Source organism: Amphibacillus indicireducens (genome assembly GCF_039539605.1).
In the GTDB taxonomy this organism is placed as follows: domain Bacteria; phylum Bacillota; class Bacilli; order Bacillales; family Amphibacillaceae; genus Amphibacillus; species Amphibacillus indicireducens.
Genome location: NZ_BAABDL010000118.1, coordinates 36,841 through 59,340 on the forward strand (window position 1 = coordinate 36,841; position 22,500 = coordinate 59,340).

Genomic DNA, 22,500 nt, shown 5'->3' on the forward strand with positions numbered 1-22,500 from the left:
ATCCCGTTAGCCTATTATTTAGCATTAATTATTACTTATTCTGTTTCCTCTGTATCACCTTTTTGGTCAACAAGTTCAGGCTCTACAAACTCACCATCTTCTGAAGGCTCAAGCGCTTCCTCTGCTTGTGGTGCCGTAATTGTAACAATTGTCGTATCAGGAGCTTCAGTCACTTCATAACCTTCTGCCTTATCGAGGTCAGAAACTGAAATTGCATCACCGATTTCTAAATCAGCAACATTAATTGTAATCTGATCAGGGATATTAGCAGGTGTTGCTCTAACTTGTAATTCGTAAAGTGGTTGTTGTAAAATACCACCCTCTCTTACGCCCGCTGGTTCTCCTTCTAATTGAATTGAAACAGTAACGTCCATCTCTTGAGACATGTCAACTACATAGAAGTCTGCGTGAATGACTTCATCACGAAGTGGATCCATTTGATATTCGTGAAGCATCACTTCAACTGACTCACCTTGCTCAATATCAAGAGTGATAACTGCATTTCGTCCTTCATCACGAAGTGTCTTTAATAACTCGATATTTTCAACCGCAACTGTAATTGCTTCTTTGTCATTACCATAAACAACTGATGGAATGAAACCCTTTTTTCTTAATTGATTCGTATGTGATTTTGTTAAATCATCTCTACGCTCTGCTCTTAATTTTACTGCCATAATTATTCATCCTCCAAATTTTTTCATTTATATTGATTCGCAATCATCATCTTTAATAAAAAACGCGAAAATTTATGCTTCCATCGGCAAGTTAGGCTATCTTGTCGATAGGTGATAAACATTTCCAACATGTTAAATTCCTTTGTGTCATACATATTAAACACTTTTTTTGCAAATTAATCAAACAATACACTAACAGGGAGTTGTTCATGTACCCTGATAATCGCTTCACTAATTAAAGGAGCAACAGATAAAATTGTTAATTTATCAGTGATTTTCTCTTCTGGTAATGGAATTGTATTCGTCACGACTAAATCTTTAATTGGTGATTGTCCAATCCGTTCCATCGCTGGTCCAGATAAAACAGCATGTGTACAGCAAGCATACACTTCAGTAGCTCCATTTTTGATTAATGCATCTGCTGCTAAACTAATTGTTCCTGCCGTATCAATCATATCATCAATTAAAATGGCTGTCTTTCCTTTAACATCACCGACGATATTCATCACTTCTGCCACATTTGGTCGTGGTCTCCTTTTATCAATGATGGCAATTGGTGCCTTAAGACGTTCAGCTAACTGTCTAGCACGTGATACACCACCGTGATCTGGTGAGACAATGACGACTTCATCTAAATCTTTCGACTCCCAATAGTCACCTAGGATCGGAACACCAACTAACTGATCTACAGGGATATTAAAGAACCCTTGAATCTGTGGCGCATGCAAGTCAATTGTAATGACACGCGTTGCACCTGCAACTTGTAAAATATCAGCAACAAGTTTAGCTGTGATTGGTTCCCTTGGTTTTGCTTTTCGATCTTGCCGAGCGTAACCATAATATGGAATCACAACATTAACTGTTGCTGCCGATGCTCGCTTCAATGCATCGATCATAATTAATAATTCCATAATATGCCGGTTTACTGGGGCACTGGTTGATTGAACAACATAGACATCACAGCCTCTAACGCTCTCTTCAATATTAATTTGGATTTCTCCGTCACTAAATGTTGAAACAGAACACTCCCCTAAAGGCACCCCTATTTGTTTTGCAATGTCCAATGCTAAGTCTGGGTTGGAATTTAGCGTAAATACTTTCAACGTTCGATCTTGATATCCCCTTGACATTTCGTCAAACCTCCATATCACTTATTTGGTTTTTTATTAATTTTTTTTGCATAGTTCTCTTTGTTTTCCTGTTTTGACCTTGCAATCGATAGTGCGTCAGCTGGGACATTTTTATTAATTGTTGAACCGGCTGCAACGATAGCACCTTCACCAATTGTTACTGGCGCAATTAAATTACTGTTACAGCCAATAAATGCACCATCTTTAATAATTGTTTTAAATTTATCTTTTCCATCATAATTGACGGTGATTGTACCACAACCAATATTCACATCTTTTCCTACATCAGTATCACCAATATAACTCAAGTGGGAAATTTTACTTCCTGATTCGATAAGTGATTTTTTCACTTCAACAAAATTTCCAACCTTCACATGATCATGAATCTCAGATTGGGGCCGAACATGAGCAAACGGTCCGATATTTACATTTACACCAATTTCACTTTGGTGAACAACACTATGTTTAATAATTGTCGACTCACCAATTAAGCAATCCTCAATTTCACTATTTGGCCCAATCACTGCACCAGTCGCAATCACTGTTTTACCTCTAATCACTGTTCCAGGTTCAATAACAACGTCACTAGCAATCTTAACTGATGGGGCAATATAAGTTTGGTCAGGGTCAACAATTGTGACACCATTAATCATATGGTACTCATTAACCCGTTGTTTCATTAATTTTTCAGCATGCGCTAGTGCGATGCGATCATTGACACCGATTGTTTCATTTGGATCATCTGTTTTATAGGCACTTACTTTTTCATTCCCCATCTTAGCAATTTCAATCACATCTGGCAAATAGTACTCACCTTGTGCATTATTATTCGTGACCTGATCTAAGACATCAAAGAGAAATTGATTATCAAAACAATATGTACCCGTGTTTATTTCTGTTACCAACTGTTCAGCTTCTGATGCATCTTTGTGCTCAACAATTTTTGCTACATCACCTGATTGGTTTCGTATAACACGACCATATCCAGTTGGATCTGCGATAGAAGCTGTTAAAACTGTAACTTTTGCCTTTGTTTCTTGATGATGATTATAAAGCTTTAATAGCGTTTCTTGTTTCAGTAATGGCGTGTCTCCACACACAACTAGTGTGAGACCATCTTTATTCTTCAGTAAATCTTCCGCTTGTTGAACAGCATGACCTGTACCTAGCTGCTCTTTTTGAAAAGCATAAAGCGTCCGGTTGCCAAGTTGCTCTTTAACTTTCTCTGCCCCATGGCCAACAATTGTGATAATTTTATCTAAATCTAGCGTCTCTAACTGGTTAATCACGTGTTCAACCATTGGAGAACCCATTACGGGATGAAGTACTTTATATAATTTAGATTTCATTCGAGTTCCTTGACCAGCTGCTAAAACAATTGCGTACTTATTTGTCATCTCGGAAACCTCCACTAATAATTTGCCACAGTCATTAAATATATGCATCAAATAGGAACTACAGACTGAACGCAATATAATCTGTAGTGAATTTATTTGATATTAAAATTATACCATTAAAAAATATATCTTAAAAGAGCTCTAATTTCAACACTAATAGGGAAAATAGCTCAGATTTAACCATAGAAAAAGTCTAATCAAGTGATTAGACTTAAAAACAAGTTGATTTATGATACAACTGCTTTTTCATAGCTGTCTGTTTCTTTGAGTATTTGTTCATACTTGGCCAAAACAGCATCTTGAATTTTAGCTCGCATATTCGAATTAATCGGGTGAGCAATATCACGAAACTCTCCGTCTGGTGTTCGTTTTGATGGCATTGCAACAAATAAACCATTATGCCCATCTATCACTCGAATATCGTGTATGACAAACTCATCGTCCAATGTGATCGAGGAAACTGCCTTCATTCTGCTCTCACTCTTTACCGCACGTATTCTTACATCTGTTACTTCCATTTTGTTCACCACCCTTTTCTGTGTGCATTCGTCTCCAAGTGATAAATTCAACAGCATAAGGCAAAATTCCTGCTTAATTTGATAAATTTGAAAAAAATTTTTACTTTTTTTGATTTTAAGATCATTTTACTGTAATTTTAAAGCAAAATCCCCTTAAGTTTGACCTACTCAAATGTTTTTAAGTCTAATTTTGTGAAATTATTGTTCACTTTGGGAAAAATAATTTCCCTTGACCACTTCAATTTGTTTGTTTTTTTCATCCACAGCTGATATTTGGATCAATGAAGTGTAATCTGTCACAATTCGTTCATCTTCTTCATCCTCTGCTTCGGCTAGCACACCAATCGCAGCAACTGTGGCATCAAATTCCTTTAATAAACTTTTCATTCCATCAATCGTTCCCCCAGCCTTCATGAAATCATCAATAATACAAACCGTTGAACCTTGTTCTAAACTTCGACGAGTTAAGACCATTGACTGAATTTTCCTTGAGGAACCGGAAACATAGTTAATGCTTACTGTTGAGCCTTCTGTTATTTTAGGATCTCTACGTGCAATAACGACTGGTACATTTAAAAATGTTGCAACTGCATAGGCTAATGGGATCCCTTTTGTTGCAACAGTCAAAACAACATCAATATTTAATGGTGCAAATGCCGTTGCAAAAAGACGACCAATTTCACGCACTGTTTCTGGCTCGCCTAGAATATCACTCATAAATAAATAACCACCTGGTAAGATCCGACTTGGATCATTTAACCTCTTGGCCAATGTGTCAACAAATGCAACACTTTTTTCTTGATCATACTTCGGAATATAACGAATCCCACCCGCTGCACCTGAGATCGATTCTAAATAGCCAATCCCTTCATGCTGAAACATACGATCCATTATTGTTAAATCTTCACTTATCGACGATTTAGCTACTTGATAGCGTTCAGTAAAAAACGGTAACGAAATAAGTTCCAATGGATGTTCTAATATATAGTTCGTCATTCCAATTAAACGATCACTTCTTTTCATCAGATCACCTCTCTAAAACCGAATGATTTTCAATAAATATATCATTACATTCGGTTTTAATCAAGCTGTTTAATCATTTTATGTAAAAACTGATCAATTTTTAAAAAAGGACAAATAAAAAAGCAGTAATTTAAGATTACTGCTCTGTTACGGGGATTGCATGTTTTTCTTCGATGAAGTTTAATTCAACTGTCTCTGTTAAGATGTCTGCATAGCTATAAGACACACGTTCAAATGCGTTTTCATCCTGATCTAATGCAACGATAAAAACCGAAGGATATGTCTCCGCTAGAATTCCATGACGTTCTATTGTCTTTCTTCTACCGCCATTTGCTATCAGTTTTAGGCGTTTTCCGATCTGATCATCTAAGGCACTCTTAATTTCAGCTAAAGTTTTTGCCACTATACTCCACCTCTCTAAGCCGATTATAGCACAAATTGCGATAACAGTCAATAAAATATTTAATTATAACAGTATCTCATTTTGATTGTCAACATATTTTATTTTATTTTTGCTATAATTCATCACTTTGTCGATTATTTGTTAGTATTATGGCACTGGACAGTTAAATTATGCATCTAATTGGAAAGTTGGCAACTCATCATTCACTCTTCTGTCAAATATGGCATACCCGTTCTCAAAAAACCTCGTGTTTCAATGCCACCCAAACCCTTTTCACCAGTAAGTGTATTTCTTAGCACATCTGAAACAGTGACTTTATCCATAAAAGATGTATAAGCAAGCTTAGCAGTAATATAAACTGGATCTAGTGCGTGAATATTGACCCTTGTAGGTGAACTAGCAAAATTTGCACCTGCCCTAATAATCGATTGAAAATGCGATTGGCAAGCACCTGCAAAAATGACTAGTTGATCTAAATTCGATTCAACACGACGCGCTTCACGAACCGCTTCAACGAAATACTTTGAGTGGCGATATGCTTTTAAGTCCTTTTTATCACCTCTTTTTTCTGAATAGGCATCATGTCCAGTAATCACTAACAGATCAGGTTGAATCCTTTTAATTAAGCCAGCTATTTCAGCTGGCATATCTGTCTCTAAAATGTGGAGACCATGAACTTGCAGACCAATCCGTTTATATAAATCAATGCATTTCTTTAAATAATGGCGATCTCCGTCTAAATGGAGAACACGAGCGGGGAGTTGAAAGTAGTTTTCCTTCTGATAGCCTTCAGAAGCTTCGTAGTTACGTTTTTCCTTCATCAACTGATAATCCTGTCTAAATAGCCGAAATGAGTAATCGACCTGTTCTTTCTCGTTTTCTAGATACGTTTCAATTTCTCGGTCTGACACCTTCGTTAAATCCGCTAAAGGTGCATCTGCTTCTAAACGTAGATCCTCACCATGGAGAATCGCTGTCTCTCCTTCAATCGAGCCAATTCGAAAGATAATATCGTGCTTATGTGAGCGCCTCGTCACAAGATCACCAACAATAAAGTCCATCTCCAACGCCTCCTTCCCATCTAACCATAACTTATGAAAGTCAACGATAGTGTGTGACTCGCCTAAATTAATAAAGTATTTAAAAACGAGTGATCTCCTTTACTAAGAGTCACTCGTTTTGATTATATTTAATTTAGCTAAAAGCATTTGCTAATTGAGCGAACTCCTCAATAGATAATGTTTCTGCTCTGCGATCGCCACTTATTTCAGCTTGCTTTAATTTTTCCTCAACCATTTCTTTATCATACTTGCCTTTAAAAAAGCTCACTAAATTATTTCTTAATGTTTTTCGTCTTTGCGCAAAACTTGCCCTGACAAGATTAAAGAAAAATGGTTCATCTTCAACATGAACAGGTGGCTCTTTCCGGAACGTTAAATGTAAAACAGCTGATTCAACATTAGGTTGGGGCATAAATGCTGTTTTTGGCACATTAAACGTATGTAACGCCTCTGTATAATACTGAATCGCAATTGAAAGCGAACCGTAACTTTTACTATTCGGCTCTGCTGCCATCCGCTCTGCAACTTCCTTTTGAATCATGACAGTAATACTTTCTAGTGGTAAGCCTGCCATCAATAACTCCATAATAATCGGCGTCGTGACGTAATACGGCAAATTAGCAACGAGCTTAATCGGTTGATCAGATTGAAAATGTTGTTTTATAACTGAGTGAATGTCAGCTTTTAAAACATCTTCAAACACAATTGAAACATTATCATAATCAGCTAACGTTTCCTCTAAAATTGGCTCAAGACGCTGGTCAATTTCAAATGCAACAACATGATCTGCACCAAGAGCAAGCTGTTCAGTTAATGCTCCCATACCCGGGCCAATTTCAATAACACCGACTTCTTTCGTTACTCCAGCAACCTTCAAGATATTATTTAAAATATTGACATCAATAATAAAATTTTGTCCTAAACTTTTTTTAAATGAAAAACCAAACTGATCTAAATAAGCTTTCGTCTGTGTTGGTGTTGCAATTGCCTTTTCTCTACTCATCGCTTTCCTCCTGAAAAATAATCTCCATTTCTAATTTCAGTTGTTCAGGTGTAATTCGAAACATTTGCAATCGCTTCAACAACTGCTTTCCATTTGCATGACCAATACGTAAGCGATCAGTTAACTTTTCCCGCCTCGTTCTTGCCTGTGCTCCACCAATTAAACCAAAATCGATTAAATCATCTCGACTGATTAAACTTTGCTCCGTCATTGCGAGTTGATATACTTTAGCTAAAGCTGCTTCAATTGCTGTTTTACTTGCATGCTCAATCCCGATTCCTTTGTTGTGCTTAGCACGAGCTTCATCTTTAGCTAAAAAGGCATGTTTACACCCTGGAACTGCTTGATCAATCATGTGACGAATTCTCTGACCTGGATAATCTGGGTCAGTAAAAATAATCACACCACGCTTATCCTGAGCGTGCTGAATCTGATCAAGTACTTTTTGATCAATCGCAGAACCATTTGTCTCAATCGTATCTAAATCAAAAAATTGTTTGAGTTTTGCTGTATCATCTTTTCCCTCAACAACAATAACCTCTTTTATTCGCATGTTTTAAACTCCTGACAATAATTAAACTTCTACTGTATTATAAGCCTCTATTTTTAATAAACGCAAGTATCCATGACAATAAGAAAACCCTTGTTAATCGAATCATTAACAAGGGTTCGTATTTTAATCTAAAATGGTTACTTTCACAGATCGTTTTCCCCAATTATATGCATCGGATTTCGTTGGAACGTGGACATCAATTTTTTTCCCTTTAATCGAACCACCAGTGTCACCTGCTACAGCTTCACCATAGCCCTCGACATATACACGTGTTCCTAATGGGATTAAGCTTGGATCAACCGCAATCACCTTCATATGAGGGTTATCTTTCAGGTTAATTCCAGTTGCCGTCACACCACTACAACCAGAACATCCAGCTGTATAAGCAGTTGAAGACATCGTGAATGATTTTGAACCCCCACTTGAACTGCCACCACGAGATACGACTTTAGCAATCTCCTTCGTACCAACTGCAACAACACGTTGTTCACTTTCTTTTTTCACTTCTTCACTGATCAATTCACGAGAAACTTCTTCTCCATTTTCAAGTGTCACTTTAAACTTCTTCTCAACCAATCCTGCTGAACCAGCTGCAACAACTGTCTCTTTTCCTTTTTCAATCGATGAATCATTTCTTCGTACTGTCGAAAAGTCAATTGTCTCTTCAACAACGTCTGTTACCTCTTCAACTCTCGTAATCGTCACGACCATGTCCGCTTCTAATGCGACATCTTCCTTTGGCTCAAGGCGGTCAAGTTCAGTTAACTCGATCGATTGAGCTGCTAATAAATCTGCTACGGTTTTTTCCGTCGTCCAAAGCGACTCTTCCTCTGTTGCGTCATTAATTGTCACTTCGACAGCTCGATCTAAAACAATCGCTAATTCCTCCACAATTGCTTGATTAAGTGCTAGATTTAATTGATCGTGCTCGCTTACGGTTAAATCAATTTCTGCAAAAAAGTCTTTAACCGTATCTTCAGTTGTATAATGAACTTCTTCTACTTCATCAATCGTTAGAACAACTGCTTTTGCTTCTTTGAAACTTAAATTCATGCCAGATTCTATTTCTACGTCAAGTTGATGTGATAATTGATCATGTGGACTCACTTCAATCCCTTGCTCTGTTAAAAACTCACCAACAGTGTCTTCTCGGGTAATGAATGTTTCCGTTACATCATTATGAGTAAATTCAATTTCAGCCTTCGTTACTTCTAAATAGGTAATATAACTAACAACTATAATAGCTAAGACGCTCATGAATGAAATAAAAATTTTGTTTTTTAATACTGGCAATAGCTTAGATCCTAAGTTCATGCTATTTTGCCTCCTTTTTGTTATGCGCCAGTATTATATAAACATTTAAAAAGGTTGTCAAATCACTGTTTTTTAAATTGTTACAAAGAAAACCCTTGATTTATCAAGGGTTTTGAAACGTAAACCTCACTTATTTCACTCATATTAAGTAAAGGTTACAAATTCGGAATTCCGTCACATCCACGTAATAAATCCTTTATTTAGGTAGATTTCCAATTTGTTTTCCTTACTACAATTTGAATAGCTGTTCAGCATTTTGTGTTGTTATCCGAGCGACCTCTTCAACCGTCATCCCCCGTAAGCAGGCAATTTCTTCTGCCACTAATTTGACATATGCCGGCTCATTTCTCTTGCCTCGGTTAGGATGTGGCGCCAAGTAAGGGCTATCTGTTTCGATTAACACTTTATCTAACGGTACAACTTGCGCACTTTTTTTAATATCAATTGCATTTTTAAATGTGAGTATACCACTAAAAGAAATATGCATGCCTAAAGCTAAAAAACGGTCTTGCCATTCGGGTGTTAAGTTGAAGCTATGCATAATCCCACCGATATCCTCAACATGTTCTTCTTTTAAAACTTGATAAACATCTTCTGTACTGTCACGGTTATGAATCACGATCGGGATCTCTAATTGTTTAGCTACCCGAATCTGCCTTCTAAACACGTCCTTTTGAACATCTTTCGGATCTTCCATCCAGTGATAATCTAAGCCCATTTCACCCATTGCAACAATCGGATGTGTTTGAATCAGCTCGATTAACGCTTCTTCCACTTGATCTGAATAACTACCCGCTTCAGTTGGATGCCAACCAATAATCGGATAAATACTTGGATATGCTTCAGCTAATCTGAGTGCTTTCTCGATCGTTTCATGATCAAAACCAACAACTGCAATTTTTGAAACGCCTTGATCAAGTGCTCGTTTAATGACCGCTTCCTCATCCTCAGCAAATTGGTTAACATTTAAATGTGCATGTGTATCGAAAAACATCTTGACTGCCTCCTTAAAATAATCATAACGCCCTATGAACGCATTAGTTACCCAATATACTAGCACCGATTTTTCAAAAATAAAACTCCTACACCTTTGCTTTGTGTAGAAGCTTTAATTTTGGTTTATTCATATGATCGATTATCCCACTATTGATCCGTTAGGCATGTTTTGTGGTGCTGCTAATAATTCAAGTCTCCCTGATTCGTCTTCAGCAGATAAGATCATCCCTTGACTGATTTCACCGCGCATTTTTCTTGGCTTCAAGTTTGCAACGATCACAACTTTCTTACCAATCAATTGCTCTGGTTCTGGATAGTATTCCGCAACCCCTGAAAGAATTTGCCGGTGACCACCTTTATCACCAGCATCTAGACGGAACTTTAATAGTTTATCAGCGTTCTCAACTCGAGTACAATCGATCACTTCTGCTACCTTTAATTCGACTTGATCAAATTGTTCAAATGGGACATCACCTGCTTTAACTGTCGTTAAATCGATTGCTTCAGGATCCCATGGTGCATCCTCCGCATCTTCAGTAGGTGCTGTCATCGATTCTTGAATCACAGTTGTTTCTTTTTCAACATCTAACCTTGGGAAAATCGGCTCTCCTTTTTTAACAACTTTTCTTCCTGCCGGGAATTGACCATAGGTTAACTTTTCCCAAGTTAAATCTGTTGCTAAATCCAATCCAAGTTGTTCAGCAATTTTAACTGGTGTTTCAACAAAGAATGGACGCAGTAATGTAGCTACAATCCGTAAACTTTCAACTAAGTGAGCAAGAACGTTAGCTAATTCTGCTGTTTTTTGCTCACGAGCAAGTACCCACGGAGCGGTCTCATCAATGTATTTATTCGTCCGCGAAATAAGCGTCCAAATATTTTGCAACGTAACATTAAATTGCAGTTGATCTAAGGTCTCACCATAATTAGCAATAACTTCACCTGCAACTTTCTCCAGTTCTTGATCGAATTGACTCTTCTCATCTGCTGATGTTGGAATCTCACCATCAAAATATTGATTAATCATTGCGACTGTTCGATTTAAGAGATTACCTAGATCATTGGCTAAATCTGAATTTGTCCGGATGACGTAGTCTTCAGGTGTGAAAATACCGTCTGAACCAAATGGTATTTCTCTCATTAAGTAGTAACGCAAGCTATCCAGTCCATAACGATCGACTAGAAAGTCAGGATAAACAACATTTCCCTTTGACTTAGACATTTTTCCATCTCGCATTAACAACCAACCATGACCAAATACTTGTTTAGGTAATGGCAAGTCTAATGCCATTAGTAAAATTGGCCAGTAGATTGTATGGAATCGAACGATCTCTTTACCAACCATGTGCACGTTTGCCGGCCAAAACTTTTGGAATAATTCAGGTTGATTTTCGAATCCACCTAAATCCGGGTCATAGCCTAATGCCGTTATATAGTTTGTTAATGCATCAATCCAAACATAAACAACATGCTTTGGATCAGAAGGAACCTGAACACCCCAATCAAAGGTCGTACGTGATACGGCAAGATCCTCTAATCCTGGTTTAATAAAGTTATTAATCATTTCATTTTTACGTGATTCTGGCTGGATAAAGTCTGAATGCTCTTCGTAATAAGCTAATAAGCGATCAGCATATTTGCTCATGCGGAAGAAGTACGATTCTTCACTTACCCATTCAACGTCGTGCCCACTCGGTGCTTTACCACCGGTCACTTTTCCTGACTCATCACGATACACTTCTGCTAATTGTGATTCAGTGAAAAATTCCTCATCAGAGACAGAGTACCAGCCCGCATATTGATCAAGATAAATATCACCTTGCTTAAGTAATTTCTCAAATATTTTTGCGACGACTTGCTTATGATAATCATCTGTTGTTCGAATAAATTTATCATTTGAAATTTTTAATTTACTCCAAAGTGCTTTTATTTCTGTTGCTTGACGATCAACAAATTCTTGTGGTGTTTTTCCTTCATTTTCGGCTTTTTCTTGAATTTTTAGTCCGTGTTCATCTGTTCCTGTTAAATAATACACATCTTTACCTTGAAGTCTGTTATAACGTGCAAGAATATCACAGGCAATAGTTGTATACGCACTACCTATATGGAGTTTTCCACTTGGGTAATAAATTGGTGTCGTAATATAAAATGTTTTTTTGTCTGACATGTTTTGTCCTCCTAAACGATCTGATCCAATCACGATAATAACGATGTATTGACACTCTATATATTGTAACGGTTTTTTGCTTGCTTTACCATCTATACCTTGATAAATCATTGGTATTTGCTACAGTTTTGCCATGTTTAAGTGGTTTCATTCCATTAAATATAGGCTGTTCAGTACAGTAAATTGGTCTAAAATAATATTTTTCCTTTATTATAATAAATTTGGCTTTTTATTGTTGACACTTATTGAAATTACTGGTATATTCAATATAGGTGTTGTCGAAATATGCCGAATATAAATTAAAGGGGAGAATAAAATGAAATCAACAGGTATTGTACGTAAGGTTGACGAGCTAGGACGCGTGGTCATTCCAATCGAATTACGCCGTACACTAGGTATTGCTGAGAAGGACGCTTTGGAAATCTATGTAGACGATGAGCGTATCATCTTACAGAAGTATAAGCCAAACATGACTTGCGCAATTACTGGTGACATCTCAGATGATAACCTTTCGCTTGCGAATGGTAAGTTAATCTTAAGCCCTGAAGGTGCAAAACAACTGATTGACGAAATCAATCAAACATTGAACAAGTAAGTAAAAAAAGAGAGTCATCGATTGAATTGATCTCATGAACAAATCCAATCGAATGGCTCTTTTTTTAATCCTCAATTTTATGATAAATTTGATAAACGGCTCTTTTTTGTAAACGACGTTCCTGAGCCACTTTTTTGATTGCTTCTTTACTCATCAGTTGTTCAGATTCCATATAATGATCAACATGTTCTATTATCGTTAAATCCTTCCACCAATCTTCTTCTAATTGAGGAATCGACTGATTGCCTTCGATGACGATACAAAATTCACCTTTGATCGTGCCTGTTTCTGCCCACTGTAAAACATCATCAACTGTTCCACGGACATATTCTTCAAATTTTTTTGTTAATTCACGGGCGATCGCAATGCTCCGATTGCCTAAATGATCTTTCAGTTCTTTTAATGTTGATCGTACACGATAAGGTGACTCATATAAAATGATTGTCCCTGTCTGGCAATTTAAATCTTGCCAAGCTTGGCGACGGTCTTTATTTTTCCTCGGTAAAAAACCATAAAAATAAAATTGATCTGTCGGCAAGCCTGATCCAACTAAGGCACAGAGCGCTGCATTAGCGCCAGGTAAAACAACAACGTTTATTCCAGCTTGGATCGCTTGTTGAATTAACGACGTGCCTGGATCAGAAATGCCAGGCATACCCGCATCACTGACAATTGCAATTTGCTTTCCAGCTTGCAATTCACTCAATAAATAATTCAGTTTGGAATCATCACTATGCTCATGATAACTTGTTAGCGGACAGTGAATCTCGTAATGTGCTAGCAGCTTTTTTGTATTTCGTGTATCTTCGGCTCCAATTAAATCAACTGTTTTTAACAAATTTAACGCTCTGATCGTTAAATCTTCTAAATTTCCAATTGGCGTTGGAACGACATATAGTGTGCCAGCCTGATCTTGGTTAAGAAAGCTTTTCTGTGATTTCAATCTGCTCACCTATCTTTTGTTGTTGAATCATTGCTAATTTTTTTCTTCGAGTTAACTTTTTAATTCGGTACTCGACTCGCATTGCTTCTTCTTTTGTCTCAAACACTTCGTGGTAACGTAATTTAAATGGACCTCTACCACGCGTATATTTAGCCCCTTTACCTAATTCATGCATCTCAAGCCGATTAGTTAAATGGTTTGTGTAGCCCGTATACAACGAGCCATCCTTACATTCAATCATATAAACACAATGCTCAATAGACAAGTTGCTGCAACTCCTTTGTATAGCTCCCATCTTGATTGAAAATATGTAATGGCGGTAATAGTTTTAAATCTGGTTTACCATCTCGAATCGCTTCAATTAATAAAATATTCGCTTCCTTACCAGCTTTCGGATAAACAAACTGCATCCGTTTAGGTTCAAGTTTATATTGCCTCATCAAGTTAATGATATCAACAAGTCGGCCTGGACGATGGACCATTGCAAATTTACCACCAGGTTTTACTAACTGGCTTGAGACATCGATGACCTGTTCAAGAGTAACGAGCATTTCATGTCTCGCAATCGTCAAATGATCATTTTTATTGAATTGTTTTTCACTCGTTGTCTTAAAGTAGGGTGGATTAACCGTGACAAGATCAAACTTATCATTACCAAAAAAGTGAGGCATATTGTTAATGTCATCATGAATTAACTGGATTTGTTCCTGCTTTTGATTATGCTCAACACTTCTAGATGCCATATCAAACAGACGCTCTTGAATCTCAACCCCAATGATCGGAACTTGCGTGTTTTTACTGATCAGTAATGGGATCACACCATTCCCTGTACATAAATCAATCATCTTTCCTCTCGTTAGCGGGATTGATGCAAAATTAGCTAATAAGACTGCATCGATTGAATAAGAGAAGACTGTTGGACTTTGGATAATTTGCATCGACTGATCCATAAATAAATAATCAAGTCGCTCATCACCAACTAAAGCAACCATAACTTACCTCCATACATTGTCATAACAAGATAAGAAAAAGACTAAACTTTTGAGGAAAGGCCGACTCTGCATTACGTACGCATTGCGCACCAATTGGTCCGTCACTCTACACCCCAAAATCCAGTCTTTATCTCACTTTAACTTATTTTTTATTTAAAAATTGCAAACAAAATAGGCAGTCTGCGTCCTGTCTCGGACTTCCAAAATGAACATTACAAATATGGAAACCTTCTTCATAAAGCCTCGCCAAGTTATCATGACCCTCACCAATCACATTTGACTGATCACTCTTTTCGGAAGCTTTTGTCGCCTCTTGTTCAACTTCTTGGTCTAAACGTTGACGTAAATGGTGATTTTCGATCGTCATCCGATGATTTTCTTTTAAAAGTTCTTTAATATGCCCTTTTAAATCACCTAGTTGTTGGTAAAGTTGACCGATTTGTTCTTCCATACTCGATACTTGATCAAACATTTCTTTATTGTTCATGACACTTACCACCTCATTATTCCATGGTCATTAAATCAACAATACCTTGCTCAATTAATTCATCTAAAGTATATTCAACAACGCGCTCTTTATCAGTAATTTCAATTTGAATCACACGCTCAAGTATGTTTAAACCAACAACTTTTCCTTTTCCAAGTGGGGTCTCGATTCGTTCACCAAGGTCAGGAAGCTGCTTTTTCGCTTGTTCATAATCATCGTTCTCATATTTTAGACAACACATGAGACGGCCACATAGCCCCGATATTTTTGCAGGGTTTAGTGATAGATTCTGATCTTTAGCCATTTTAATCGAAACAGGCTCAAAATCACCTAGGAAAGTTGAACAACATAGCATCCGACCACATGGACCGATACCACCTAATAGCTTTGCCTCATCTCTGACACCGATTTGTCTTAATTCGATTCTTGTTTTGAAAATTGCTGCGAGATCTTTAACTAATTCTCTAAAATCAATTCTTCCATCAGCTGTAAAGTAAAAGATCACCTTATTACGATCAAAAGTATACTCAACATCAACTAAATTCATGTCTAGATTGTGTTGATTAATTTTATCGAAGCAAGTTTGATAAGCTTCTTCAGCACTTTTTTTATTATCTAAAACGGTATGCTTGTCTTTTTTCGTCGCAATCCGAATGACTTTTTTAAGCGGTAAGACGACATCTTCCTCATCAACTGATTTATTTGCAATCACAACCTTACCAAACTCTACACCTCGTAATGTTTCTACAATCACATATTCATTCTTAACTATATCTAAACGGTCTGGATCAAAATAATATATTTTACCCGTCTTTTTAAAACGGACACCGATAACTTCTATCATCTATCATCACCTCTGCATCTGCAGTACTAGTTTCTCCATCACTAATGTCGGATGAACATTTTGTGTTAATTGTTTTTTAGCTTCTAAGATTAAAGCTAGAATCGTAACAATATCTTGTCGTGACCAGTGCCAGGTAGCCTTCTCTAACTCTGTTAAATAACTTTGATAAACAAGTGACTCTTGTTGGTCAAGCTGTAAATAAATCAAATCCTTAAACCAATATGTTAACAGATCTAAGCCCAAATTAAGTTTGTCTCGATCTGAAAAATGAGTCATCCATTGTTTTTGAATAAAAAATAAGGTCTCATCCCAATTCGATTGGAGTATACCTATCAATTGTACCATTAAGCTTCGTGCCTGCGCAAACCACTCATCTTGATCTAACTTCATCGCTTGTTCAAGGTTTGGCATCACAACAGAAAATAAACGGGCATTTTCTCGAGAAACACCATCAGCTTCTAGCAATTGTTGAACAGATTGTGGTGACAACGGTTTTAATGTTAGTATTTGACATCTTGATTTAATCGTATCCAAAATAGCCTGATTATTTTCAGTCATTAAAATAGCAGTCGTTTTTCGACTTGGCTCTTCTAAAAACTTTAATAATCGATTAGCAGCATTTGTTGTCATTAAATCCGCATGATAAATCAAGTAAACCTTTTGATTCGACTCCATCCCTGTATACGTAAACTCTTTTTGTAAGTGAGCAATCTGATCTTTTTTAATCGATGCTCCATCTGGGCGAATCCAATGGACATCTGGGTGATTACCAGAGTCAATTCGCTTACAATCATGGCATTGATTACACGGTTCACTATTGTCAATTTGCTTGCAGAATAAACTCTTTGCTAATAAATAGCCGATTGCTTCCTTACCTGTTCCTTTGTCACCTTGGATTAGGTAGGCATGTGAAACACGTTTTCTGACTAACATTTGCTGCAACATTTTTGTAGCAATCGGTTGACGTTCTATCATATTTGACCAACTTCTCATAACCACACCACCAATCTAGAAACCAATTTCAATTCACTCTATTAAAAAAGAATGAAATCAACATGATCGATTTCACCCTTTTGTTGTTATCATTATTTTACCACAGATCGTTGGAATGTCACTTGTTCACGAGTATAAATTGATCAACATTCCTTTAATTTCTCCAATCATATCCAATAAGTCAATTGAACGCTTTTCTTGCTCGACAACTGCTTCCGTTAGCTCAATTAATTTTTCATCTATTTGCTTTACAATCAATAATCGACGACTATTTCCATTCATTTGAAACGTATGAGAATGAGATATATCCAAGCCATACTGGACAGCTTCTTGAATAAAATCCTTCACAAAACGTTTGAATTTCGTTAATTCTCGAATCGTACGATAACGGGAAAGACGTTCACCTTGGTCAGTAATTTCCTCCATCAACTGTTCAAGTTGATCGACTTGTAGCTTTTCGGACTGCGCCATCACCATTGCATCAAAAGATAGACTCTTCTTCTTAGACGCTGCTTTTTTTGGCTTTCGAGCATCAAGCTGTGACCTAATATCTTTATTAATCTTCACAATACGTTCATCCTTTAATCACTAAAATTGATGGAATTGATCCACTGGTAGAACAAATACTGTTGATCCGCCAACTTCGATATTGATTGGCTGTGGAATATATGAATCTGTATTTCCTCCCATTGGAGAAATCGGAGCAACCATCTGCTCACGTTGACTAGACTTCTCTTTGATAATCTCAAGTGCATCATCAACATACTCATCATCACAACCAATAATTAATGTTGTATTACCTTCTTTTAAAAAACCACCTGTTGAAGATAGCTTCGTTGTCTTAAAATCTTTTTTATTGAGTGCATCAATTAGTCGATTACTATCTTTATCTTCAATAACAGCCATAATTAACTTCATGATCAGTCGCCTCCTGAATAATCTTCCTATCCATTAATTTGCAACATTATCTTTTTAAAAGATGCTTCAATCACACTTTCTAATGATTGCTCCGCATCAATCGAATAAATCCTTGAGGGAAAACGCTTTTGTAATAATTGATAACCTTGATAAACCTTTTGATGAAATGATAAGTGCTCAACATCTAAACGATTTTTCTCACGAAATTGGTTTGCTTGAATTCTAGCCAATCCGACTTCTGGCTTCAAATCAAAAAATAAGGTCAAATCCGGCATAAAATGATCAATTGCGAATTGATTGATCTGATAGATATGATCGATTCCTAAACCGCGTGCATGACCTTGATAAGCCAAGCTACTGTCAATAAAGCGATCACATAAAACGATGTTTCCTTCTTCTAAAGCAGGTTTAACTTTTTCCATAAGATGCTGTCTTCTTGCAGCAGCATACAATAAAGCTTCTGTTCTGGCATCCATTTCGATATTCTTCTTATCTAATAAAATTTCACGAATCTGTTCAGAAATACTAATGCCACCCGGTTCACGAGTAATCACAACTGAATAGCCTTGTAAATTCAACAATTCCGCAACACCAGTTAAAGCTGACGATTTACCTGCCCCTTCGCCTCCTTCAAATGTGACAAAATATCCACTCACTTTATTATTCTCCTTTAGCTTGCTGAGACGATCCACTTTGCTAGAATCCATTTCTCATCAACAAAGCATTCTGTTAATTCTTACTATTATTGTATCATGTTTATGCGAAAAAATTAAATGTTCTTTCCTTAATTATTCATATGAGAGGTCGTCATCTGAAGACACTTCGCGTTCCGCGGGGATGGCCTTAGCTAACTTTTGTAGCAAAAATCGCTACAAAAGTGGATCTTCGGCTCATCCGATTCCCGCTGGAGTCTTCGTGTCTTCAGATGACTATACATTATTTCCGTTCACCCTTTAAGTGAGTGCGTACATATAAACGAAAGGCATTTAGTTAAGCATTATCAATTACTTTGCGATAAACTATGAATAATTTAGGTCTTTGTATAATTATCTAGCTTCACTTAAAAATCTCGTATTCTTAGTGGATTAGAATACGAGATTTTTAAGTCAACTTTTTAACGGCTGTTCCCTCATTCTTCTTAACTTATTAATGAAGAAACGGTAACTGGGATCTTCTGGATCAGTTGCAATCATTTTCGTCTGACATTGATCACAGACGTATAAATAATAGATAAACATGCCCTCTGACTGATTTGTCTCACAAATATGACAATAATGCATCCTCTCCACCTCCATTTGCTAGCTTTACCGAAAGTGGATTAACCTATACACTATTTTTCTAGAAAAATAAATAATGCACATAAAAAACCTACCCTGCTAGGTGTTCCTAACAGGGTAGATTAATATTCTTACTCTTCGTCTGCTTCTTCTTCTTCTACAGGCGTAATTTCATCAGCCTCAAATGGCTCATCTTGAGTTACACCAATTTGATAGCGATACTTACCAGTACCATTACCGATATAGTAATCCGTTACACGGTTGTTAACTGGAACAATAAGTGCACGGTAAACAGTTGGAAATACTGGGATTTCATCAACCATAAGTTGTTGCCACTCGCTATAAACAGCTTGGCGGTACTCGTAGTCGAATGATTCTTCAGATAAACCTTCTGCTAGTAAGCGATCATTTTCTTCGCTTGCAAAACGTGGGTAGTTAAATGCTGCTGTACGGCCATATAGTCCTGAAGGGTCAACGTCAGAACCTACACCCCAAGCACCTTGATAAACATCGATATCTGGATCATCTGCTTCAACACGGTCATAGAATGTGTTGAATTCTTGTAAACGACCATCTAAAAGTTTTACGTTTAAGCCGACTTCTGCCCATGCTTGCATGTAATACTGTGCAAGTGGTTCAGCCGTATCTCCACCTGACATTGAGGCAAAGTTAATCACTAACTCATTGCCATCTTTGTCTGAACGGAACTCATCATCCTCATTAACATAAAGATAACCAGCTTCATCTAAGATTTCATTCGCTTTTTTAACATCATATGTTGGTGCCTCAATCGAGTCATCATGGTAATCTGGATGTGAAGGTGGAATTAATGTTGTTGCATTCCAACGTAAGCCATCATAGAAACGATTCCCGATTGCATCGTTATCAACCGCATGCCACATTGCACGACGTAAGTTAACATCTGCCATCTTCATATCTGGATCCATAACCACTTCACCAGCGTCAGCATCCCAGCGACCTAACTTAAATCCAATGTACGTATAAGCATTATCAATTGTACCTAAGAACTCAACGTTTGACATTTCATAATTATCTGCATATTGATCAGCTGGGAATGAACTTACTACGTCAACACGACCTGTTTCAAGTGATTGAACGACAACGTTCGGGTTAATTACTTGAACAGTTACAGCATCAAGTTGTGGTTCGCCTCTCCAGTAATCTTCGTTTTTAACCATTGTTACAGACTCACCTGGAACAATTGAGTCAACTTTATATGGTCCATAACCAATTGGGTTACGACGTACTGCATCTGATGATGCCATCTCTGCAATTGGAATATCTTCAAAAATATGCTTAGCTAACGGATATGCCCATACACCACTTGATAATAGTGATGGTGTAAACTGATGATACGTAAATTTAATTGTCTTATCATTAATGATTTCAATTCCTGAAATCGTATCTGCTTCTCCTGCATGATATTCTGGCATACCTTCAACACTACTTAGGGCTTGAGTATAACGCACACCTTCATATTCAGGGTGTCCTACAACCTCATAAGCATAGGCCCAGTCTTCTGCAGTTACAGGCACACCATCGTGCCAATTTAAATTCTCATTGATGGTAAATGTGATCGAGTTCGAATCACGATCTACTTCAAAAGTAGCTGCTCCATCTTGAGTATAGTTATAGTTACCATCAATCGCTAGAAGTGACTCATTAAACCAATCAATAATTTGCACATCTGGGTTACCAGAATAGAAGTTATAGTTTAATGTTCCTTCAAATGGTGTATCAGATACAAGACCGAAAACTAATTCGCCTCCGCCTGTTGCATCCCCTTCATTTGTCTTGATTTGCTCGAAATCATCAATTGAGAACATCTCATCTGATTTTTCGCCACTACATGCTGCTAAAACTAACAATGACATTAAGATAAGTGCAAATATGCCTTTTCTTATACTAACCTTTGTCATGTAATAACCTCCCTATTTTTTTATGTTTTTTTATCAACTTAACGTTGATGATATATGCTAGCACCTATTTAAGGTGTAGATAACAATAATTAAGAAAACACTTAACCTCGACGCTGTCTTGCGTCTGTTGCTCTTTTTAGTGCCTCACCAATGTTACGGACACTAAGCATGAGTAAGAAAATTAAAATCGCAGCTGGTAACCAAATCCACCAGCGATATTCTAACGTTTGCGGATTTCGCGCATAACTGAGTAATGTTCCTAAACTCGGTGTTGACTCAGGGAAACCAAATCCTAAAAACGATAGTCCTGACTCTAATCCAATATTAGCTGCTAAGTTCAATGTCATTGAAACAATAATAATTGAACTTAAGTTTGGTAAAACTTGACCAAACATGATCTTCCATTGTGGTGTACCGAGCGTTTTAGATGCTTGCGCATAATCTAGCTCGCGTTCTTGCAGTGCCTTTGAACGAATTAAACGGGCAATCCCCATCCATAAAAAGGCGGTCATTATCAAGGAAAATGCAAGTGTACTATAGTTTGGAACAATCGACACAAAAACAATAACAATCATCAAAAATGGTAAAATTTGAAAGAAGTCTAAAATACGCATCATGACGTTATCAACATGTCCACCAAAATAACCTGCAATTAAACCAAAGGTGATTCCAATCACACCTGTTAAGAATGTAACGACAAAACCAATCCATAACGAGTTTCTCGTCCCGATAATCAATTGACCAAAGACATCACGACCACCATAATCAGTTCCGAGCCAAAACTCAGCACTTGGTGGTTCGTGAATTGAAAATAAATCGACTCGAACGATCTCATTTAAATCCAACACTAAGGAAACTGTAAAAACAAGTACAGTAATACCAACAAAGAATATTAACGAAAATAGAGCTAACTTATCTCGAACAATTTCTCGCCAAAGTATATTCAAGCCACTCTGATTTCGATGGGCTTTCTTCTGTTTTCTAATATCTAAATTCATTGCTTCAACATTTGTCTCTTCCACTAAAACTCACTCCTTTCCCGATTACTTAATTCGAATCCGTGGGTCAACTAGACTTAGGATAATATCCGATAGGAGAGCACCTAAGATTGATGCGATACCAAAGAGTAAAACGACCGAGATGACCACACTTGAGTCACGTCCAGTAATAGCTTCCATAAAGAGAAGTCCCATGCCTGGATAACTATAAATCGTTTCAATAAAGACGGTACCACCAATTAACCCAGTAATTTCAAAGCCGAAGAAGGCGGCA

At 37.1% G+C, this 22,500-nt stretch carries 26 protein-coding genes; 1 reads left to right on the top strand and 25 read right to left on the bottom strand.

Features of this window, described 5'->3' with window-relative positions:
* Positions 1-35 precede the first annotated feature (35 nt).
* The 12 genes from ABD814_RS10835 to metG all read right to left on the bottom strand — a co-directional run bounded on the left by ABD814_RS10835 (position 36) and on the right by metG (position 12,239).
* On the bottom strand, positions 36-674 hold the full coding sequence (locus ABD814_RS10835) for a 50S ribosomal protein L25/general stress protein Ctc (RefSeq protein ID WP_344913031.1): 639 nt from the start codon (positions 672-674) through the stop codon (positions 36-38).
* A 176-nt stretch (positions 675-850) separates the two neighbouring features.
* The gene (locus tag ABD814_RS10840; protein ID WP_344913033.1) at positions 851-1,804 is read right to left on the bottom strand and encodes a ribose-phosphate diphosphokinase; all 954 of its coding nucleotides are present in this window, start codon (positions 1,802-1,804) and stop codon (positions 851-853) included.
* 17 nt (positions 1,805-1,821) lie between these two features.
* The gene (gene glmU, locus ABD814_RS10845) at positions 1,822-3,201 is read right to left on the bottom strand and encodes a bifunctional UDP-N-acetylglucosamine diphosphorylase/glucosamine-1-phosphate N-acetyltransferase GlmU (protein WP_344913035.1); all 1,380 of its coding nucleotides are present in this window, start codon (positions 3,199-3,201) and stop codon (positions 1,822-1,824) included.
* A 227-nt stretch (positions 3,202-3,428) separates the two neighbouring features.
* On the bottom strand, positions 3,429-3,719 hold the full coding sequence (gene spoVG / locus ABD814_RS10850) for a septation regulator SpoVG (protein ID WP_344913036.1): 291 nt from the start codon (positions 3,717-3,719) through the stop codon (positions 3,429-3,431).
* A 198-nt stretch (positions 3,720-3,917) separates the two neighbouring features.
* Positions 3,918-4,742, bottom strand: a complete 825-nt coding sequence (purR, locus tag ABD814_RS10855; RefSeq protein WP_344913038.1) for a pur operon repressor — start codon at positions 4,740-4,742, stop codon at positions 3,918-3,920.
* 136 nt (positions 4,743-4,878) lie between these two features.
* Positions 4,879-5,145 carry a biofilm formation stimulator Veg gene (veg, locus tag ABD814_RS10860; protein ID WP_344913040.1) on the bottom strand — a complete coding sequence of 89 codons (267 nt, stop codon included), beginning with the start codon at positions 5,143-5,145 and terminating at the stop codon, positions 4,879-4,881.
* Positions 5,146-5,348: 203 nt separating this feature from the next.
* Positions 5,349-6,206, bottom strand: coding sequence for a sporulation peptidase YabG (yabG, locus tag ABD814_RS10865; RefSeq protein ID WP_344913042.1), 858 nt, complete (start codon positions 6,204-6,206; stop codon positions 5,349-5,351).
* Positions 6,207-6,339: 133 nt separating this feature from the next.
* Complete coding sequence (rsmA, locus tag ABD814_RS10870) at positions 6,340-7,209, bottom strand: 16S rRNA (adenine(1518)-N(6)/adenine(1519)-N(6))-dimethyltransferase RsmA (RefSeq protein WP_344913044.1); 870 nt, start codon at positions 7,207-7,209, stop codon at positions 6,340-6,342.
* On the bottom strand, positions 7,202-7,762 hold the full coding sequence (gene rnmV, locus ABD814_RS10875; RefSeq protein ID WP_344913046.1) for a ribonuclease M5: 561 nt from the start codon (positions 7,760-7,762) through the stop codon (positions 7,202-7,204). The genes rsmA and rnmV overlap by 8 nt, the downstream gene beginning before the upstream one ends.
* Positions 7,763-7,885: 123 nt before the next feature.
* Positions 7,886-9,076, bottom strand: a complete 1,191-nt coding sequence (locus ABD814_RS10880; protein WP_344913048.1) for a ubiquitin-like domain-containing protein — start codon at positions 9,074-9,076, stop codon at positions 7,886-7,888.
* A gap of 229 nt (positions 9,077-9,305) precedes the next feature.
* Positions 9,306-10,070 (bottom strand): TatD family hydrolase, encoded by a 765-nt coding sequence (locus ABD814_RS10885; protein WP_344913050.1) that lies wholly within the window; start codon positions 10,068-10,070, stop codon positions 9,306-9,308.
* 141 nt (positions 10,071-10,211) lie between these two features.
* Entirely contained in the window at positions 10,212-12,239 is a 2,028-nt protein-coding gene (gene metG, locus ABD814_RS10890) for a methionine--tRNA ligase (RefSeq protein ID WP_344913052.1), read from the bottom strand.
* 316 nt (positions 12,240-12,555) lie between these two features.
* Between metG and abrB the strand changes: the two genes are divergently transcribed.
* A complete protein-coding gene (gene abrB / locus ABD814_RS10895; protein ID WP_344913054.1) occupies positions 12,556-12,834 on the top strand; it encodes a transition state genes transcriptional regulator AbrB in 279 nt (92 codons plus the stop codon).
* 64 nt (positions 12,835-12,898) lie between these two features.
* Here the strand turns inward: abrB and rsmI are convergent, their stop codons facing one another.
* From rsmI to ABD814_RS10960, 13 genes are all read right to left on the bottom strand, one after another.
* The gene (gene rsmI / locus ABD814_RS10900) at positions 12,899-13,777 is read right to left on the bottom strand and encodes a 16S rRNA (cytidine(1402)-2'-O)-methyltransferase (protein ID WP_344913056.1); all 879 of its coding nucleotides are present in this window, start codon (positions 13,775-13,777) and stop codon (positions 12,899-12,901) included.
* The gene (locus tag ABD814_RS10905; protein ID WP_344913058.1) at positions 13,752-14,042 is read right to left on the bottom strand and encodes a GIY-YIG nuclease family protein; all 291 of its coding nucleotides are present in this window, start codon (positions 14,040-14,042) and stop codon (positions 13,752-13,754) included. The genes rsmI and ABD814_RS10905 overlap by 26 nt, the downstream gene beginning before the upstream one ends.
* Positions 14,032-14,769 carry a tRNA1(Val) (adenine(37)-N6)-methyltransferase gene (locus ABD814_RS10910; protein WP_344913060.1) on the bottom strand — a complete coding sequence of 246 codons (738 nt, stop codon included), beginning with the start codon at positions 14,767-14,769 and terminating at the stop codon, positions 14,032-14,034. Before ABD814_RS10910 ends, ABD814_RS10905 begins: the two co-directional genes overlap by 11 nt.
* A gap of 142 nt (positions 14,770-14,911) precedes the next feature.
* On the bottom strand, positions 14,912-15,256 hold the full coding sequence (yabA, locus tag ABD814_RS10915; protein ID WP_344913062.1) for a DNA replication initiation control protein YabA: 345 nt from the start codon (positions 15,254-15,256) through the stop codon (positions 14,912-14,914).
* A gap of 16 nt (positions 15,257-15,272) precedes the next feature.
* Complete coding sequence (locus tag ABD814_RS10920; protein ID WP_344913064.1) at positions 15,273-16,100, bottom strand: PSP1 domain-containing protein; 828 nt, start codon at positions 16,098-16,100, stop codon at positions 15,273-15,275.
* Between the two features lie 6 nt (positions 16,101-16,106).
* Complete coding sequence (holB, locus tag ABD814_RS10925; protein ID WP_344913066.1) at positions 16,107-17,093, bottom strand: DNA polymerase III subunit delta'; 987 nt, start codon at positions 17,091-17,093, stop codon at positions 16,107-16,109.
* Between the two features lie 126 nt (positions 17,094-17,219).
* On the bottom strand, positions 17,220-17,660 hold the full coding sequence (locus ABD814_RS10930) for a YaaR family protein (protein ID WP_344913068.1): 441 nt from the start codon (positions 17,658-17,660) through the stop codon (positions 17,220-17,222).
* A gap of 21 nt (positions 17,661-17,681) precedes the next feature.
* A complete protein-coding gene (locus tag ABD814_RS10935; protein ID WP_344913070.1) occupies positions 17,682-18,011 on the bottom strand; it encodes a cyclic-di-AMP receptor in 330 nt (109 codons plus the stop codon).
* Positions 18,012-18,037: 26 nt separating this feature from the next.
* Positions 18,038-18,667, bottom strand: a complete 630-nt coding sequence (gene tmk / locus ABD814_RS10940; RefSeq protein WP_344913072.1) for a dTMP kinase — start codon at positions 18,665-18,667, stop codon at positions 18,038-18,040.
* A 450-nt stretch (positions 18,668-19,117) separates the two neighbouring features.
* Positions 19,118-19,291, bottom strand: a complete 174-nt coding sequence (locus ABD814_RS10945; protein WP_344913074.1) for a sigma factor G inhibitor Gin — start codon at positions 19,289-19,291, stop codon at positions 19,118-19,120.
* Between the two features lie 128 nt (positions 19,292-19,419).
* Positions 19,420-21,228, bottom strand: coding sequence for an oligopeptide ABC transporter substrate-binding protein (opp4A, locus tag ABD814_RS10950; RefSeq protein ID WP_344913076.1), 1,809 nt, complete (start codon positions 21,226-21,228; stop codon positions 19,420-19,422).
* A gap of 101 nt (positions 21,229-21,329) precedes the next feature.
* A complete protein-coding gene (locus ABD814_RS10955; protein ID WP_344913085.1) occupies positions 21,330-22,226 on the bottom strand; it encodes an ABC transporter permease in 897 nt (298 codons plus the stop codon).
* A gap of 45 nt (positions 22,227-22,271) precedes the next feature.
* Positions 22,272-22,500, bottom strand: a 229-nt coding sequence (locus ABD814_RS10960) for an ABC transporter permease subunit (protein WP_344913078.1), incomplete at its 5' end; no start/stop codon positions are given.